The 16,668-nt window shown below is 53.6% G+C and carries 12 protein-coding genes, 1 tRNA gene and 1 pseudogene; all 14 read left to right on the forward strand.

What is annotated here, in order from left to right; translation table 11 throughout:
• Positions 1-1,167 (forward strand): annotated as a pseudogene (gene tuf, locus BOW52_RS13735) (elongation factor Tu); the annotation flags it as partial.
• 92 nt (positions 1,168-1,259) lie between these two features.
• Positions 1,260-1,335: transfer RNA gene (locus BOW52_RS13740), tRNA-Trp, on the forward strand.
• 65 nt (positions 1,336-1,400) lie between these two features.
• Positions 1,401-1,781 carry a preprotein translocase subunit SecE gene (gene secE, locus BOW52_RS13745; RefSeq protein WP_078484651.1) on the forward strand — a complete coding sequence of 127 codons (381 nt, stop codon included), beginning with the start codon at positions 1,401-1,403 and terminating at the stop codon, positions 1,779-1,781.
• Positions 1,782-1,784: 3 nt separating this feature from the next.
• Entirely contained in the window at positions 1,785-2,318 is a 534-nt protein-coding gene (gene nusG / locus BOW52_RS13750; RefSeq protein ID WP_078484652.1) for a transcription termination/antitermination protein NusG, read from the forward strand.
• Positions 2,319-2,396: 78 nt separating this feature from the next.
• Positions 2,397-2,831 carry a 50S ribosomal protein L11 gene (gene rplK, locus BOW52_RS13755; RefSeq protein ID WP_078484653.1) on the forward strand — a complete coding sequence of 145 codons (435 nt, stop codon included), beginning with the start codon at positions 2,397-2,399 and terminating at the stop codon, positions 2,829-2,831.
• Positions 2,832-2,833: 2 nt separating this feature from the next.
• Positions 2,834-3,529 carry a 50S ribosomal protein L1 gene (gene rplA / locus BOW52_RS13760; RefSeq protein ID WP_078484654.1) on the forward strand — a complete coding sequence of 232 codons (696 nt, stop codon included), beginning with the start codon at positions 2,834-2,836 and terminating at the stop codon, positions 3,527-3,529.
• A 267-nt stretch (positions 3,530-3,796) separates the two neighbouring features.
• On the forward strand, positions 3,797-4,324 hold the full coding sequence (gene rplJ / locus BOW52_RS13765; protein ID WP_078484655.1) for a 50S ribosomal protein L10: 528 nt from the start codon (positions 3,797-3,799) through the stop codon (positions 4,322-4,324).
• A 73-nt stretch (positions 4,325-4,397) separates the two neighbouring features.
• Positions 4,398-4,775: a 50S ribosomal protein L7/L12 gene (gene rplL, locus BOW52_RS13770; protein WP_078484656.1), complete on the forward strand. Its 378-nt coding sequence runs from the start codon at positions 4,398-4,400 to the stop codon at positions 4,773-4,775.
• A gap of 221 nt (positions 4,776-4,996) precedes the next feature.
• Positions 4,997-9,073, forward strand: a complete 4,077-nt coding sequence (rpoB, locus tag BOW52_RS13775; RefSeq protein WP_078484657.1) for a DNA-directed RNA polymerase subunit beta — start codon at positions 4,997-4,999, stop codon at positions 9,071-9,073.
• A gap of 81 nt (positions 9,074-9,154) precedes the next feature.
• Positions 9,155-13,366 carry a DNA-directed RNA polymerase subunit beta' gene (rpoC, locus tag BOW52_RS13780; RefSeq protein ID WP_078484658.1) on the forward strand — a complete coding sequence of 1,404 codons (4,212 nt, stop codon included), beginning with the start codon at positions 9,155-9,157 and terminating at the stop codon, positions 13,364-13,366.
• A 164-nt stretch (positions 13,367-13,530) separates the two neighbouring features.
• Positions 13,531-13,905 carry a 30S ribosomal protein S12 gene (gene rpsL, locus BOW52_RS13785; protein WP_078484659.1) on the forward strand — a complete coding sequence of 125 codons (375 nt, stop codon included), beginning with the start codon at positions 13,531-13,533 and terminating at the stop codon, positions 13,903-13,905.
• Positions 13,906-13,940: 35 nt separating this feature from the next.
• On the forward strand, positions 13,941-14,411 hold the full coding sequence (rpsG, locus tag BOW52_RS13790) for a 30S ribosomal protein S7 (RefSeq protein WP_078484660.1): 471 nt from the start codon (positions 13,941-13,943) through the stop codon (positions 14,409-14,411).
• A gap of 65 nt (positions 14,412-14,476) precedes the next feature.
• The gene (fusA, locus tag BOW52_RS13795) at positions 14,477-16,531 is read left to right on the forward strand and encodes an elongation factor G (protein WP_236725755.1); all 2,055 of its coding nucleotides are present in this window, start codon (positions 14,477-14,479) and stop codon (positions 16,529-16,531) included.
• Between the two features lie 29 nt (positions 16,532-16,560).
• Positions 16,561-16,668, forward strand: a 108-nt coding sequence (locus tag BOW52_RS13800) for a GTP-binding protein (protein ID WP_135622433.1), incomplete at its 3' end; no start/stop codon positions are given.

The raw sequence follows: 16,668 nt of genomic DNA on the forward strand, positions 1-16,668 counted from the left end.
GAAAAATTTGAACGTACGAAACCGCATGTAAACGTGGGCACCATTGGTCACGTTGACCATGGTAAAACGACACTGACCGCGGCGATTACCAAGGTAATGGCAGAGGCGATGGGTGGTGAGGCCAAGGCGTTTGACGAGATCGATAACGCTCCTGAAGAGAAGGCACGTGGCATAACGATCGCCACCTCACACGTAGAGTACGAGTCAGACAACCGCCACTATGCGCACGTTGACTGCCCCGGCCATGCTGACTACGTCAAGAACATGATCACCGGTGCAGCGCAGATGGATGGCGCGATCCTGGTCTGCTCAGCTGCTGATGGCCCAATGCCTCAGACCCGTGAGCACATCCTGCTCTCGCGTCAGGTTGGCGTACCTTATATTGTTGTCTTCATGAACAAGGCCGACATGGTCGATGATGAAGAGCTGCTGGAGCTGGTAGAGATGGAGATCCGCGATCTTCTCTCAAGCTACGAATTCCCAGGCGACGACACCCCTATTATTACCGGTTCAGCGCTCAAGGCGCTTGAGGGTGATACCACAGAGATCGGCGCACCTTCAATCGTCAAGCTGGTTGAGGCGATGGACAGCTACTTCCCACAGCCTGAGCGTGCAGTAGATGGTGACTTCCTGATGCCGGTTGAGGATGTCTTCTCAATCTCCGGTCGTGGCACCGTAGTTACCGGCCGTATCGAGCGTGGCATCGTCAAGGTCGGTGAAGAGCTTGAGATTGTTGGTATCAAGGACACCGCCAAGACCACCTGTACCGGTGTTGAGATGTTCCGCAAGCTGCTTGACGAAGGTCAGGCGGGTGACAACGTCGGCGTACTGCTGCGTGGTACCAAGCGTGAAGAGGTTGAGCGTGGTCAGGTACTGGCCAAGCCCGGTTCAATTACCCCGCACACCAAATTTGAGGCTGAGGTCTACGTGCTGAGCAAGGATGAGGGTGGTCGACACACTCCATTCTTCAACGGATATCGTCCCCAGTTCTACTTCCGCACCACTGATGTAACGGGTGCTTGTGATCTTCCAGAAGGTATCGAAATGGTCATGCCGGGTGACAACGTCAAGATGACGGTCAGCCTGATTGCCCCGATTGCGATGGAAGATGGTCTGCGCTTCGCGATTCGTGAAGGTGGTCGTACCGTAGGTGCGGGTGTTGTAGCAGTAACATCAATAAATCGGCTTAAGTCGCAAGAGCGTGAGGTGTTTATCGCCTCGCGCTCTTGCAGTTTTACTAAGTCGAAGGTAGTAAATCTAGGCCAGTAGCTCAATTGGCAGAGCAGCGGTCTCCAAAACCGCAGGTTGGGGGTTCGATTCCCTCCTGGCCTGCCATACATAATCTGCAGTTTCGATGGTTGAGATTGTAGGTAAGAAATTGTCAGGAAGTATTCAAACAGATGAATGCGAAAGTAGAAGTGGAGGGCTCCAGGCTCGATACATTGAAGCTGCTGGCCGCACTAGGTGTGCTGGTTGGTGGTGTCGTGGCGTTCTACTACTTTGCCGATGTCGCGCAGACTTGGATGCGCGTCCTCGCGCTTCTTGCGTTGATTGCAGTGTCGGCGATGATTGCGCTGCAGACGGATGTTGGGCGTAACACGTGGGTATTTCTCAGTGATGCGCGCATGGAAGTTCGCAAAGTCGTCTGGCCGAGCTGGAATGAGACGGTGCAGACTACGCTGGTTGTTCTCGGTGTCGTCATTCTAGTCGGTATTCTGCTCTGGCTTCTCGATATGTTGTTGTTGTCAGGTGTTACATCACTGACAAGCCAAGGGGGTTAATACATGGCTATGCGTTGGTATGTGGTGCAGGCCTATTCTGGCTTCGAACATCATGTAAAGCGTTCCCTCGAGGAGCGTGTTGGTCGTAGTGGCCTGCAGGAACAGTTTGGCGAAATTCTCGTGCCCACCGAAGAGGTGGTTGAAATGCGTGAGGGTCAGCAGCGTAAGAGTGAGCGCAAGTTTTTTCCTGGGTACGTTCTGGTTCAGATGGATATGGACGATGAGACCTGGCACATGGTTAAAGATGTGCCAAAGGTGCTTGGTTTTATCGGCGGTACCAGTGACAAGCCCGCACCGATAACTGATCGAGAGGCTGATGCCATTCTGCAGCGAGTGCAGGAGGGTATAGAAAAGCCGCGTCCGAAGGTTCTGTTCGAGGCGGGCGAAGTGGTGCGTATTACCGATGGTCCATTCAACGACTTCAATGGTGTTGTAGAAGAGGTCGACTACGAGAAGAGTCGCCTGCGCGTTGCAGTATCCATCTTTGGTCGCTCTACACCGGTTGATCTGGAGTTTGGTCAGGTCGAGAAGGGCTAGTAGAAAAAGATTTTGTAATGCCGCTGTCAGGCGGTAAACCGGGGAGCCGCGAGGCGTTTGCACCCACAGGAGTAAAGAATGGCTAAGAAAGTAGAGGCTTATATTAAGCTGCAGGTGCCTGCTGGTCAGGCAAATCCAAGTCCACCCGTTGGTCCTGCTCTGGGTCAGCACGGTCTGAATATTATGGACTTCTGTAAGGCGTTTAATGCGCAGACACAGAGTCTTGAGCAGGGTCTTCCTGTTCCAGTTGTTATTACCGTATATAACGATCGCAGCTTCACTTTTATCCTCAAAACCCCGCCTGCTGCAGTTCTGTTGAAGAAGGCAGCTGGTGTACCTAAGGGTTCTGGTACTCCTAATACCAATAAGGTCGGCAAGGTTAACCGTGCGCAGCTCGAAGAGATCGCGACCACCAAGATGCCAGATCTGACGGCAGCCGATATGGATGCCGCAGTACGCACCATCGCGGGTACCGCTCGCAGCATGGGTCTTGAAACCGAGGGGGTTGAATAATCATGGCTATGATTTCTAAGCGCCAGAAGGCAATCGACGAGAAGGTTGAGGCAGGAAAGGTCTATCCGCTCGACGATGCACTTGCTGCCCTGAAAGAGCTCTCAACAGTTAAGTTTAAAGAGTCGGTAGACATCTCTATCAATCTCGGTATCGATCCTCGTAAGTCTGACCAGGTTGTACGTGGTTCTACCGTGCTGCCAAATGGTACGGGTAAGAGTGTCCGTGTTGCAGTGTTCGCACAGGGTGCCAATGCAGATGCGGCCAAAGAGGCCGGTGCTGATATCGTCGGTTTTGAAGATCTCGCCGAGTCAATCAAGGGTGGCAACATGGATTTTGATGTTGTTATCGCTTCACCTGATGCAATGCGAGTGGTTGGGCAGCTCGGTACCATTCTTGGTCCGCGTGGCCTGATGCCTAATCCGAAGGTAGGCACCGTGAGCCCAGATGTGGCTGGTGCGGTTCGCAATGCCAAGGCGGGTCAGGTTCGTTTCCGTGCAGATAAAGGTGGCATCGTTCACTGCACCATCGGCAAGATCGATTTTGAGGTCTCTGCACTGCGCGAGAATCTGGTGGCGCTGCTTAACGATGTTGTAAAGCTGAAGCCTTCATCGGCTAAAGGTCATTACCTGAAGAAGATCACGGTCTCCAGCACCATGGGGCCAGGTATCTCTGTCGATCAGCCCAGCATCGGATTGTAATTAATTAAATAGCCAGCCTGATGGGACAACCCTCAGGCGGGTTTGACGTACTTTGGGTCGTCGTGCTTCATTGCGACGGTCGTCAAAGACCGTAGGTGCCGAGCAAGTAGTTGATGTGAGGCTTAATGGGTTTCCAGCCTGCGTAGACGGTGTTCCCAACTAGGATTTCCCTGGTTTTCGGTCACCGTGGGGTGGGGTCAGTAGTATCGGCTCCTTAAGGCCAAGCGTGGTGTGCAGTGATGGCGCCACAAGCAGGAGGTATATCCAGTGGCATTAGGACTGGAAGACAAGAAAGCAGTAGTTGCCGAAGTATCGGCGGTTGCAGCCGACGCACATTCTGCTGTCGCGGCCGAGTACCGTGGTTTAACGGTAGGTGAGATGACCGAGTTGCGTGCAGCTGCACGCAATGGCGGTGTCTACCTGCGCGTAGTCAAGAACACTTTGGCTCGCCGTGCTGTTAACGGTACCGACTTTGAATGCATGCAGGATGGTATGACTGGCCCGCTGCTTCTGGCATTTTCTCAGGAAGATCCAGGTGCTGCGGCGCGTGTAATTAAGGACTTTGCCAAGGATCACGACAAGCTCGTGGTCAAGATGGTTTCAATCGGTGGGCAGATGCTCCCCGCTTCGGAGCTGGCACGTCTGGCAAGTATGCCAACACGCGATCAGGCTATCAGCATGTTGATGGCAGTAATGCGTGCTCCGTTTGACAAGTTTGCTCGTACCCTCAATGAGGTGCCTGGCAAGATGGTTCGTACGGTCGCCGCAGTTCGCGATGCGAAGGATGCTGCCTGATTCAGGCGGCTGCTTAAAGTGTATTTTCCTGTGCCTTGCGGCACAGGGTGACTGAAAATCAGGAGTTAAGAAAATGGCAGTATCTAAAGACGATATTCTGGAAGCGATTTCCAACATGACCGTAATGGAGGTCGTTGATCTGATCTCCGCTATGGAAGAGAAGTTCGGCGTAACCGCAGCGGCAGCAGTTGCTGCAGCACCTGCTGGTGGCGGCGACGCTGGTGGCGCTGCTGAAGAGCAGACCGAGTTTGACGTTGTTATGACCAGCTTCGGTTCTAACAAGGTATCGGTCATCAAGGCTGTTCGTGGTATCACCGGTCTTGGCCTCAAGGAGGCTAAGGAGCTGGTTGAAGGCGCTCCTTCTCCAATCAAGGAAGGCGTTGACAAGGCTGAGGCCGACGAAGTTAAGGGCCAGCTCGAAGAGGCTGGTGCTAGCGTAGAAATCAAGTAATCGATATTCGATACTTGCAGCTTTACGCTTAGCAGATTCGGGTATTGGCTGGCGGCTTTGTGTCGCCGGCCTTTTTCCTGTTGTTTGCAAATAATCTGCAGTGGAAGCGGGTTAGTTAGGGGTAAGAGACTACCCAATCTTTAAAGAATATCGCTCTCTGGCTGAACCGAACGAGGTTGGCGGGAGATGCAATACAGAGTGTGACGAATCGAGGAAACACCATGGCCTACAGCTTTACCGAGAAAAAACGCATTCGCAAGGATTTCGGCAAGCGCCCCAGTATTCTGGAAGTGCCCTATCTGCTCGCAACCCAGCTGGATTCTTATCGAAAGTTTCTGCAGGCCGGTGAAGAGGTCCAGGGGCGAACAGAGGCGGGGCTGCATGCAGCCTTTACTTCGGTATTCCCGATTGTCAGCTACTCGGGTAATGCTCACCTCGAGTATGTGAGCTATCGTCTTGGTGAACCCGTATTCGACGTGAAAGAGTGTCAGCAGCGAGGTATGACCTTTGCTGCTCCTCTGCGTGTTCGTGTGCGTCTGGTTATCTACGACAAGGATGCACCAGCTGGTTCGAAGACCATCAAGGATATCAAGGAGCAAGAGGTCTACATGGGTGAGCTACCTCTGATGACCGACAACGGTACCTTTGTTATTAACGGCACTGAGCGAGTTATCGTCTCTCAGCTGCACCGTTCTCCTGGCGTTTTCTTCGATCACGACAAAGGTAAGACTCACTCATCAGGTAAGCTGCTCTTCTCGGCTCGAGTTATCCCTTACCGTGGTTCATGGCTCGACTTTGAATTCGATCCCAAGGATCTACTGTTTGTCCGTATTGACCGTCGTCGCAAGCTGCCAGTAACGATTCTGCTGCGCGCACTTGGGTTTACCAATCCAGAAATTCTCGACATGTTCTTCGAGACAAATGCCTTCCATATTGATGGCGAAAGCGTAAACCTTGATCTGGTTCCAGAGCGTCTGCGTGGTGAGACTGCAACCTTTGATATCAAGGTGAAGGGTAAGGTGCTGGTTGAAGCTGGTCGCCGTATTACCGCACGTCATATCCGTGAGATGGATAAAGCGGGTGTCACCTCGCTGGAGGTTCCTGCTGAGTACCTTCTTGGTAAAGCGATTTCGCATGATGTTGTTGACCAGGAGACTGGTGAGCTGATCTGTAAGGCCAATGATGAGATCACCGAGGAGCTGTTTGGTAGTCTGGTGCAGGCGGGTGTCGGCGACATCCAGACCCTCTACACCAACGATCTCGACCACGGCCCCTACATCTCCTCTACCCTGCGTACCGACGCGACTCAGTCTGAGCTTGAGGCCCAGGTTGAGATCTACCGCATGATGCGTCCTGGTGAGCCACCGACCAAGGAGGCTGCGCAGACCCTGTTTAATAACCTCTTCTTTAATGCAGAGCGTTACGACCTCTCAGGTGTCGGTCGGATGAAGTTCAATCGTCGTCTCAGACGTGACGAAGATACCGGCTCTGGTGAGCTATCTAAAGAGGACATCATTGAGGTCATCAAGGAGTTGATCGACATCCGTAACGGTAATGGCACCGTCGATGATATCGACCATCTCGGTAACCGTCGTATTCGTTCTGTAGGTGAGATGGCGGAGAACGTCTTCCGCGTCGGTCTGGTGCGTGTCGAACGTGCGGTTAAGGAGCGTCTCAGTCTGGCAGAGACCGAAGGTCTGATGCCGCAGGAGCTGATCAACGCCAAGCCTGTTGCTGCAGCAATTAAGGAGTTCTTCGGATCCAGTCAGCTGTCTCAGTTTATGGATCAGAATAACCCACTCTCTGAGGTGACCCACAAACGTCGTGTTTCGGCGCTCGGTCCGGGCGGTCTGACCCGTGAACGTGCCGGCTTTGAGGTGCGCGATGTGCATCCGACTCACTACGGCCGTGTCTGCCCAATCGAGACCCCTGAAGGTCCAAACATCGGCCTGATTAACACCCTCGCGGTCTATGCACGTACTAACAGCTACGGTTTCCTCGAGACCCCTTACCGTAAGGTTGATGATGGCAAGGTGACCGATCAGGTCGACTACCTTTCTGCTATCGAAGAGGGGCAGTTCATTATCGCTCAGGCAAATGCCACGCTTGATGATAATGGTGCGTTGAGTGATGAGCTGGTCTCGGCGCGTCATTTGAATGAGTTCACCATGACCACCCCAGATCAGGTCCAGTATATGGACGTCTCGCCAAAGCAGATCGTATCTGTTGCTGCGGCACTGATTCCGTTCCTTGAGCACGATGATGCTAACCGCGCGCTGATGGGATCGAACATGCAGCGCCAGGCGGTGCCAACTCTGCGTGCCGACAAGCCGCTTGTTGGTACCGGTGTTGAGCGTACCGTTGCGACCGACTCTGGTGTAACCGAGGTAGCGCTACGTGGCGGTGTGATTGAGTCGATTGATGCTTCACGAATCGTGGTGCGCGCCAGCGATGAAGAGACCGTTGCCGGTGAGTCGGGTGTCGATATCTACAACCTGACCAAATACACCCGTTCAAATCAGAACACCTGCATCAATCAGCGTCCACTGGTTAAACCGGGCGACAAGATTCTGCGCGGTGACGTATTGGCCGATGGCCCCTCAACCGATCTCGGTGAGCTAGCGCTGGGTCAGAACATGCTGGTCGCGTTCATGCCGTGGAACGGTTACAACTTTGAGGATTCGATCCTCATCTCTGAACGTGTTGTTCAGGAAGACCGCTTTACTACTATCCATATCGAAGAGCTGACCTGTGTGGCTCGTGATACCAAGCTTGGTTCTGAAGAGATCTCGGCTGATATCCCGAATGTTGGTGAGGGCGCACTCTCCAAGCTGGATGAGTCGGGCATCGTCTACATCGGTGCTGAGGTTAAGCCGGGCGACATCCTGGTCGGTAAGGTTACACCCAAGGGCGAGACGCAGCTGACTCCGGAAGAGAAGCTGTTGCGTGCGATCTTCGGTGAGAAGGCGTCTGATGTTAAGGACACCTCACTGCGCGTTCCATCTGGTATGGACGGTACCGTTATCGATGTGCAGGTCTTCACCCGTGATGGTGTGGAGAAGGATTCACGTGCGCTCTCCATTGAAGAGACTGAACTCGAGGGATTCAAGAAGGATCTCAACGACCAGTTCCGCATTATGGAGGGCGATGCCTACCAGCGTGTAGAGAAGATCCTGCTTGGCAAACTCTCTGATGGTGGCCCGAACAAGCTCAAGGCGGGCGATAAGGTCACCAAGAGCTATCTTGCTGATCTGCCTAAGGAGAAGTGGTTCGAGATCAAGCTGCGCAACGAAGAGAGTGGTGAGCAGCTAGACGCGATCGCTGATCAGCTCAAGTCGCTGCGTAAGGATTTCGACGCCAAGCTCAACGAGAAACGCTCCAAGATCACTGCGGGTGATGACCTCGCACCAGGCGTACTGAAGATGGTTAAGGTCTACCTTGCCGTTAAGCGTCGCATCCAGCCGGGTGACAAGATGGCGGGTCGTCACGGTAATAAGGGTGTTATCTCAACCATCGTTCCGGTTGAGGATATGCCTTACCTCGAAGATGGCACCACCGCTGATGTTGCACTCAACCCGCTGGGCGTTCCTTCGCGTATGAACGTCGGTCAGATTCTTGAGACCCACCTCGGCTGGGCGGCCAAGGGTGTCGGTAAGCGCATTGGACAGATGCTCGATACCCAGCGAGAAATCGCTGAGATGCGTGAGTTCCTCGATAAGGTCTATAACACCAGTGGTAAGCAGGAAGATCTCGATAGCTTTAGCGACGAGGAGATCGTTGAGCTGGCCGGTAATCTGCGTAAGGGTGTGCCGATGGCAACACCTGTATTCGATGGCGCGGCTGAGGTCGAGATCAAGCGCATGCTGGAGCTGGCGGGACTACCCGAGAGCGGTCAGCACACCCTCTACGATGGTCGTACCGGTGACGCCTTTGATCGTCCGGTCACGGTTGGTTACATGTATATGCTCAAGCTGAACCATCTGGTCGACGACAAGATGCATGCGCGTTCTACCGGTCCATACAGCCTGGTTACCCAGCAGCCGCTCGGTGGTAAGGCGCAGTTTGGTGGTCAGCGCTTCGGTGAGATGGAGGTCTGGGCGCTGGAGGCTTACGGCGCAGCCTACACCCTGCAGGAGATGCTCACCGTCAAGTCCGATGATGTTAACGGTCGTACTCGTATGTACAAAAATATCGTTGATGGTGACCACAGAATGGAGGCGGGCATGCCCGAATCCTTCAATGTACTGGTTAAGGAAATTCGCTCCCTCGGTATCAATATGGAGCTGGAGCAGGACTAGTCGGCTGCGGTTATCGCATCTAGAGAAATATGTTGTACCCGGGCTGCATCGTAGCCCGGAAGCGCGACAGGAGAGAGTAGCGTGAAAGATCTACTGAAATTCGTAAAGCAGCAGGGCCAGGTTGAAGACTTCGATGCCATCCGTATTGGACTCGCATCACCCGATATGATCCGTTCGTGGTCATTCGGTGAGGTGAAGAAGCCGGAGACGATTAACTACCGTACCTTTAAGCCGGAGCGTGATGGTCTGTTCTGTGCCAAGATCTTTGGCCCGGTCAAGGACTATGAGTGCCTGTGCGGTAAGTACAAGCGCCTCAAGCATCGCGGTGTTGTCTGTGAGAAGTGTGGCGTTGAAGTGACACTGGCCAAGGTCCGCCGTGAGCGCATGGGTCATATCGATCTGGCTAGTCCTGTCGCCCACATCTGGTACCTCAAGTCACTGCCCTCGCGTATCGGTTTGCTACTCGATATGACCCTGCGTGACATTGAGCGCGTCCTCTACTTCGAATCTTTCGTCGTAGTTGATCCCGGTCTTACTACCCTTGAGCGTGGACAGCTGCTTAGCGACGAGGCTTACCTCGAAGCGCTTGAAGAGAACGGTGATGAGTTTATTGCGCTGATGGGTGCTGAGGCGGTGTTGGGCCTGCTGCGCGGTATTGATATGAAGAGCGAAGCTGCCCAGCTACGCGAGGATATTCTTGCCACCGGTTCTGAGACAAAACTTAAACGTCTGACCAAGCGTCTGAAACTGGTTGAGTCGTTCATCGAGTCAGGAAACAATCCCGAGTGGATGATTCTGACGGTGCTGCCAGTCCTGCCGCCTGAACTGCGTCCACTGGTGCCGCTCGATGGTGGCCGCTTTGCTACCTCAGATCTAAACGATCTCTACCGTCGAGTGATCAATCGTAACAACCGTCTACGTCGTCTGCTTGAGCTCAATGCGCCCGATATCATCGTGCGCAATGAGAAGCGCATGCTGCAGGAATCGGTTGATGCGCTGCTTGATAACGGCCGCCGCGGTCGTGCCATCACCGGTAGTAACAAGCGTCCACTGAAATCACTGGCCGACATGATCAAGGGTAAGCAGGGTCGTTTCCGTCAGAACCTGCTCGGTAAGCGTGTCGACTACTCTGGACGTTCCGTTATCGTGGTTGGCCCGACACTGAAGCTGCATCAGTGTGGTCTGCCTAAGAAGATGGCGCTTGAGCTATTCAAGCCCTTTATCTTCAGCAAGCTGCAGCTGCGTGGTCTGGCGACCACCATCAAGGCAGCAAAGAAGCTGGTTGAGCGTGAGGGTGGTGAGGTCTGGGATATCCTCGAAGAGGTTATCCGTGAGCATCCTGTCATGCTTAACCGCGCACCCACCCTTCACCGTCTCGGTATCCAGGCCTTTGAGCCTGTCCTGATCGAGGGTAAGGCGATCCAGCTGCATCCGCTGGTCTGTGCGGCATTTAACGCCGACTTCGATGGTGACCAGATGGCGGTCCACGTACCGCTCTCAATCGAGGCTCAGCTCGAAGCGCGTACCTTGATGATGTCAACCAACAACATCCTCAGCCCCGCCAACGGCGAGCCAATTATCGTTCCTTCACAGGACGTGGTTCTCGGGCTCTACTTCATGACGCGTGAGAAAATTAACGCTAAGGGTGAAGGCATGGTGTTCCGTGACGTGGCTGAGGTGCATCGCGCCTATGAGTCGGGTCAGGTACATCTGCAGGCACGTGTTAAAGCGCGTGTTATCGAAAGCGTTGCAAATGATGATGGTGATCTGGAGGAGAAGGTTCGCCTGGCCGAGACGACTGTTGGTCGAGCACTGCTCTCCGAGATCCTACCTGCAGGCATGTCATACGATCTGGTCAACCGTGTATTGAGCAAGAAAGCGATCTCTCAGCTGATCAATGTCTGCTATCGCCAGGTTGGTCTGAAAGAGACGGTTATTTTTGCAGATCAGTTGATGTATACCGGTTTCCGTTTTGCAACCCGTTCTGGTTCATCGGTTGGTGTTAACGATCTGGTTATCCCAACTGAGAAGGCAGAGATCCTCTCCTCAGCCGAGGCTGAGATCAAGGAGATCGAGCAGCAGTACGCTTCGGGTCTGGTTACCAACGGCGAGCGCTATAACAAGGTGGTCGATATCTGGTCACATACCAATGAGCAGGTCGCCAAGGCGATGATGGATATGCTCGGTAGTGAAGATGTTGAAGATTCACAGGGCAACATGGTCAAGCAGGATTCGTTTAACTCTGTTTACATGATGGCTGATTCCGGCGCTCGTGGTAGTGCGGCGCAGATTCGTCAGCTGGCTGGTATGCGTGGCCTGATGGCGAAGCCGGATGGTTCGATCATCGAGACGCCAATTACTGCGAACTTCCGTGAGGGCCTGAACGTCCTGCAGTACTTCATCTCGACTCACGGTGCTCGTAAGGGTCTGGCCGATACCGCGCTGAAGACCGCTAACTCCGGTTACCTGACCCGTCGTCTGGTAGATGTTGCGCAGGACATGGTGGTCACCGAAGAGGATTGCGGTACTACGCGAGGCCTGAGCATGACGCCGTTGATCGAGGGTGGTGACGTTGTTGAGCCACTGCACGAACGTGTGCTCGGTCGTGTTGTTGCTGAGGATGTGACAGCACCGGGTAGTGATGAGGTTGTTGCCCCTGCGGGTACCCTGCTCGATGAGGCGTGGGTAGAGAAGCTCGAGGCGATGAGTGTCGACCATATGCTGGTCCGTTCATCGATTACCTGTGAGAGTCGCTACGGCGTCTGTGCCTCCTGCTATGGCCGCGACCTCGCTCGAGGTCATATGGTTAATATGGGTGAGTCGGTCGGTGTTATTGCGGCTCAGTCGATCGGTGAGCCGGGTACCCAGCTGACCATGCGTACCTTCCACATCGGTGGTGCGGCGAGTCGTTCAGCTGCAGTTAATAATATTCAGGTCAAGGCGAAGGGTAAGGTTCGTCTTCACAACATCAAGGTGGTCAAGCACGAATCTGGTCACTATGTGGCGGTATCTCGTTCGGGTGAGCTGACTGTGATCGATGATCATGGTCGTGAGCGTGAGCGTTATAAGGTGCCTTACGGTGCCAACCTGACCGTCGGCGATGATGATGAAATCGAGTCAGGACAGATCGTTGCAAGCTGGGATCCTCATACTCACCCGGTTGTGACCGAGGTAGCTGGTTTTGTACAGTTCCACGAGTTTGCCGATGGTGTCACGGTTGAGAGTAAGGTCGATGATGTAACCGGTCTCTCAAGCCTGGTGATTACCGATCCTAAGCAGCGTGGCACAGCGGGTAAAGAGATGCGCCCAATGGTCAAGCTGGTCGATGCAGAAGGAAATGACCTGCATCTGGCTGGTACCGAGATCCCTGCGACCTACGTTCTGCCTGCCGGCGCGGTTGTTATCGTTACCGATGGTGGCGAAATCAAGGTCGGTGACGTTATCGCGCGTATCCCACAGGAGAGCTCAAAGACCCGTGATATCACCGGTGGTCTGCCGCGTGTTGCCGACCTGTTCGAGGCGCGCAAGCCGAAAGAGCCTGCCATCCTTGCTGAGTACACCGGTACCGTCAGCTTTGGTAAGGACACCAAGGGCAAACAGCGTCTGATTATTACCGATTCGGATAACATTCAGCACGAAGAGCTGATTCCTAAGTGGCGCCACGTAAACGTGTTCGATGGTGAGCATGTAGAGCGTGGTGAGACGATCGTTGATGGTGAGCCGAATCCACACGATATCCTGCGACTGCTGGGCGTTCCTCAGCTGGCTGACTACCTGGTCAAGGAGATCCAGGATGTTTACCGTCTGCAGGGTGTAAAGATCAATGACAAGCACATTGAGACAATCATTCGTCAGATGTTGCGTAAGGTTGAGATCACAGAAGCTGGCGATAGTCGCTATCTGAAGGGCGAGCAGGCCGATCGGGCTCGTCTGGCGGTAGAGAATGAAGCGCTGGTTACAAGCGGAAAGCATGCCGCACTGTTTGACCCGCTTCTATTGGGTATTACCAAGGCCTCTCTGGCGACTGAGTCGTTTATCTCGGCTGCGTCATTCCAGGAGACCACGCGTGTCCTGACCGAGGCTTCAGTGCGCGGTAGCCGTGACGATCTCCATGGTCTGAAGGAGAACGTTATCGTTGGTCGCTTGATTCCATCGGGTACCGGTCTTGCGTTCCATAATGAGCGCCGTCGCCAGCGTCAGGAGCAGTTTGGTATGACCGCGTCTGCAGCGGCCGAGGCGTTGGCGAATGAGGTCTCTGAGCTGGAAGAAAAGGCAGTCGAAAGCGAAGAGTAGTCGTCATGTTGGGTCGATTCGCCATCGATTGGTAATAAATCTTGGCGTAAGACTCGATTATGGCTTGACAGAGATGTGGGGCAGGAATACAATTCCGCCTCTTTTCCCGACAGGTCGGTCATTGAGCCGGTCTGTCTTTTGTTATGAAGCCCGGAGTTTGAAGGATGGCAACGATCAACCAATTGGTACGTAAACCGCGCAAGAGTAAGCGCGAGAAGAGTAATGTACCTGCACTTCAAGCGTGTCCACAGAGACGTGGTGTCTGCACCCGTGTCTATACTACGACGCCTAAGAAGCCGAATTCAGCGCTGCGTAAGGTTGCTCGTGTGCGCCTTACCAATGGCCATGAGGTGACCTCATATATTGGTGGTGAGGGTCATAATCTTCAGGAGCACTCTGTGATCCTGATTCGCGGTGGTCGTGTAAAGGATCTGCCGGGTGTGCGTTACCACACTGTTCGAGGAACGCTGGATACCTCGGGTGTGGAGAGTCGTCGTAAAGGACGCTCGAAGTACGGAGCGAAGCGCCCTAAGGGGTAGTTCGTAATTTCTGCGAATAGAGTGGTTGAGTAACGATGCCTAGAAGAAAAGTAGTTGCCAAGCGAGAAGTTCTCCCTGATCCCAAGTTCGGGAGTGAGATGCTTGCTAAGTTCGTCAATATGCTAATGGTAGATGGCAAGAAGTCTGTCGCTGAGAAGATTGTCTATCAAGCGTTGGATCTGATGGTTGAGAAGAGCGGTGAGGACTCAATGGAGGTTCTCAACAAGGCGCTCGATAACGTCCGTCCCATGGTTGAGGTTAAATCTCGCCGTGTAGGTGGCGCGACCTATCAGGTGCCAGTTGAGGTTCGTCCGGTTCGTCGTACTGCGCTGGCAATGCGCTGGTTGATTGATTCGGCTCGCAAGCGTAGTGAAAAGTCTATGCATATGCGTCTCGCTGGTGAGATGACCGATGCAGCTGAAAGCCGTGGTTCTGCAGTCAAAAAGCGTGAAGACGTACACCGTATGGCGGATGCCAATAAGGCGTTCGCACACTATCGCTGGTAAGCGGTTGCGAGTGTAGGTCTGTGGCCCGCAAGACCCCAATAGAGCGTTACCGAAATATCGGGATTATGGCGCACATAGATGCGGGGAAGACAACGGCCACGGAGCGGGTTCTCTTCTATACGGGGGTCTCGCACAAGATTGGAGAGGTTCATGATGGTGCTGCCACCATGGACTGGATGGAGCAGGAGCAGGAGCGAGGTATAACGATAACCTCGGCAGCAACAACCTGCTTCTGGAGTGGAATGGATAAGCAGTTCCCAGAGCATCGAGTCAACATTATCGATACTCCGGGGCACGTGGACTTCACCATTGAAGTAGAGCGCTCATTGCGCGTTCTCGATGGTGCTGTTGCAGTGTTCTGCGCGGTTGGAGGTGTTCAGCCGCAGTCTGAAACGGTTTGGCGTCAGGCTAATAAGTATCACGTTCCGCGGCTGGTGTTTGTGAACAAGATGGATCGCTCTGGCGCAGATTTCTTGCGAGTTGTTGAGCAGATCAAAGAGCGGCTTAAGGCGAACCCGGTGCCGATTGTTCTCAATATCGGTGCTGAAGAGAATTTTAAGGGTGTTGTCGATCTGATTCGTAACCAGGCAATTTACTGGAGCGAAGATGATATGGGTGTCACCTACGAGGCGAAAGAGATGCCCGCCGATCTAAAGGGGCTTGCTGCCGAATGGCGCGAGACGATGGTCGAGGCGGCTGCTGAGGCATCAGAAGAGCTGATGGATCGCTATCTCGACAGCGGCGAACTGAGTGAAGAGGAGATTCGTCAGGGGCTTCGCATTCGTACCTTGAGTAACGAAATAGTCCCTGCGCTTTGCGGTACGGCGTTTAAGAACAAGGGTATCCAGCGGGTGCTGGATGCGGTCGTAGAGCTGATGCCTTCTCCGGCTGATGTTCCGCCCATTACGGGGCTGCTTGACGATGCTGCGCAGAGTCAGGGTAGTCGCAAGAGTAGTGATGATGAGCCGTTCGCGGCGCTGGCGTTTAAGATCGCAACCGACCCCTTTGTGGGGACGTTGAGTTTTTTCCGGGTCTACTCGGGAGTGATCAACTCGGGCGATACGGTCTTTAATCCTGTTAAAGGGAAGAAAGAGCGGATCGGACGTATTGTGCAGATGCATGCCAATAGTCGAGAGGAGATCAAAGAGGTCTTGGCAGGTGATATTGCCGCCGCTGTTGGCCTCAAAGATGTCACTACTGGCGATACGCTATGTGATATCAGTAATGTAATTACGCTTGAGCGTATGGAGTTTCCGGAGCCGGTTATCTCTGTTGCAATTGAGCCTAGAACGAAGCCTGATCAGGAAAAGATGGGGGTTGCGCTGCAGAAGTTAGCGCAAGAAGATCCATCCTTTCGAGTCCATACGGACGAAGAGACTGGGCAGACAATTATCTCGGGAATGGGCGAGCTACATCTTGAGATAATCGTTGATCGCATGAAGCGCGAATTTAGCGTTGATGCGAATGTCGGTACGCCGCAGGTTGCTTATCGTGAAACGATACGCAAGCCGGTAGAGGCGGAAGGCAAGTTTGTTCGTCAGTCGGGTGGTCGTGGACAGTATGGACATGTCTGGCTGAAGCTTGAGCCGCTAGAGCGTGGCGCAGGTTATGAGTTTGTAAATGATATTGTTGGTGGTGTTGTTCCAAAGGAGTTTATCGGCGCGATCGATAAGGGTATCCAGGAGCAGGTGGCTAACGGTGTTATAGCGGGATATCCCGTGGTAGATGTCAAGGTGACGCTATATGACGGCTCCTACCACGATGTGGATTCCAATGAGATGGCGTTTAAGATTGCTGCCTCAATGGGATTCAAGAGCGGTGCTGCATCTGCGGATCCAGCGCTGCTAGAGCCGATTATGCAGGTTGAGGTCGAGACACCCGAAGAGAATATGGGTGACGTGATAGGTGATCTCAACCGCCGGCGCGGAATGGTCCATGGAATGGAGGACAGTCCGGCTGGTAAAAAGGTGAACGCTGAAGTGCCGCTGGCAGAGATGTTCGGATATGCAACCGATCTAAGATCCGCCACGCAGGGCCGAGCAACATATTCGATGGAGTTCTCGAAGTATAACGAGGCTCCAAACAACGTGGCAGATGCCATTATTAAGAAAGTGTCATGAGTTCAACAGAGTTGAAGAGGTAAAGCGCCGTGTCCAAGGAAAAATTTGAACGTACGAAACCGCATGTAAACGTGGGCACCATTGGTCACGTTGACCATGGTAAAACGACACTGACCGCGGCGATTACCAAGGTAATG

Source organism: Solemya pervernicosa gill symbiont (assembly GCF_002020875.1).
In the GTDB taxonomy this organism is placed as follows: Bacteria; Pseudomonadota; Gammaproteobacteria.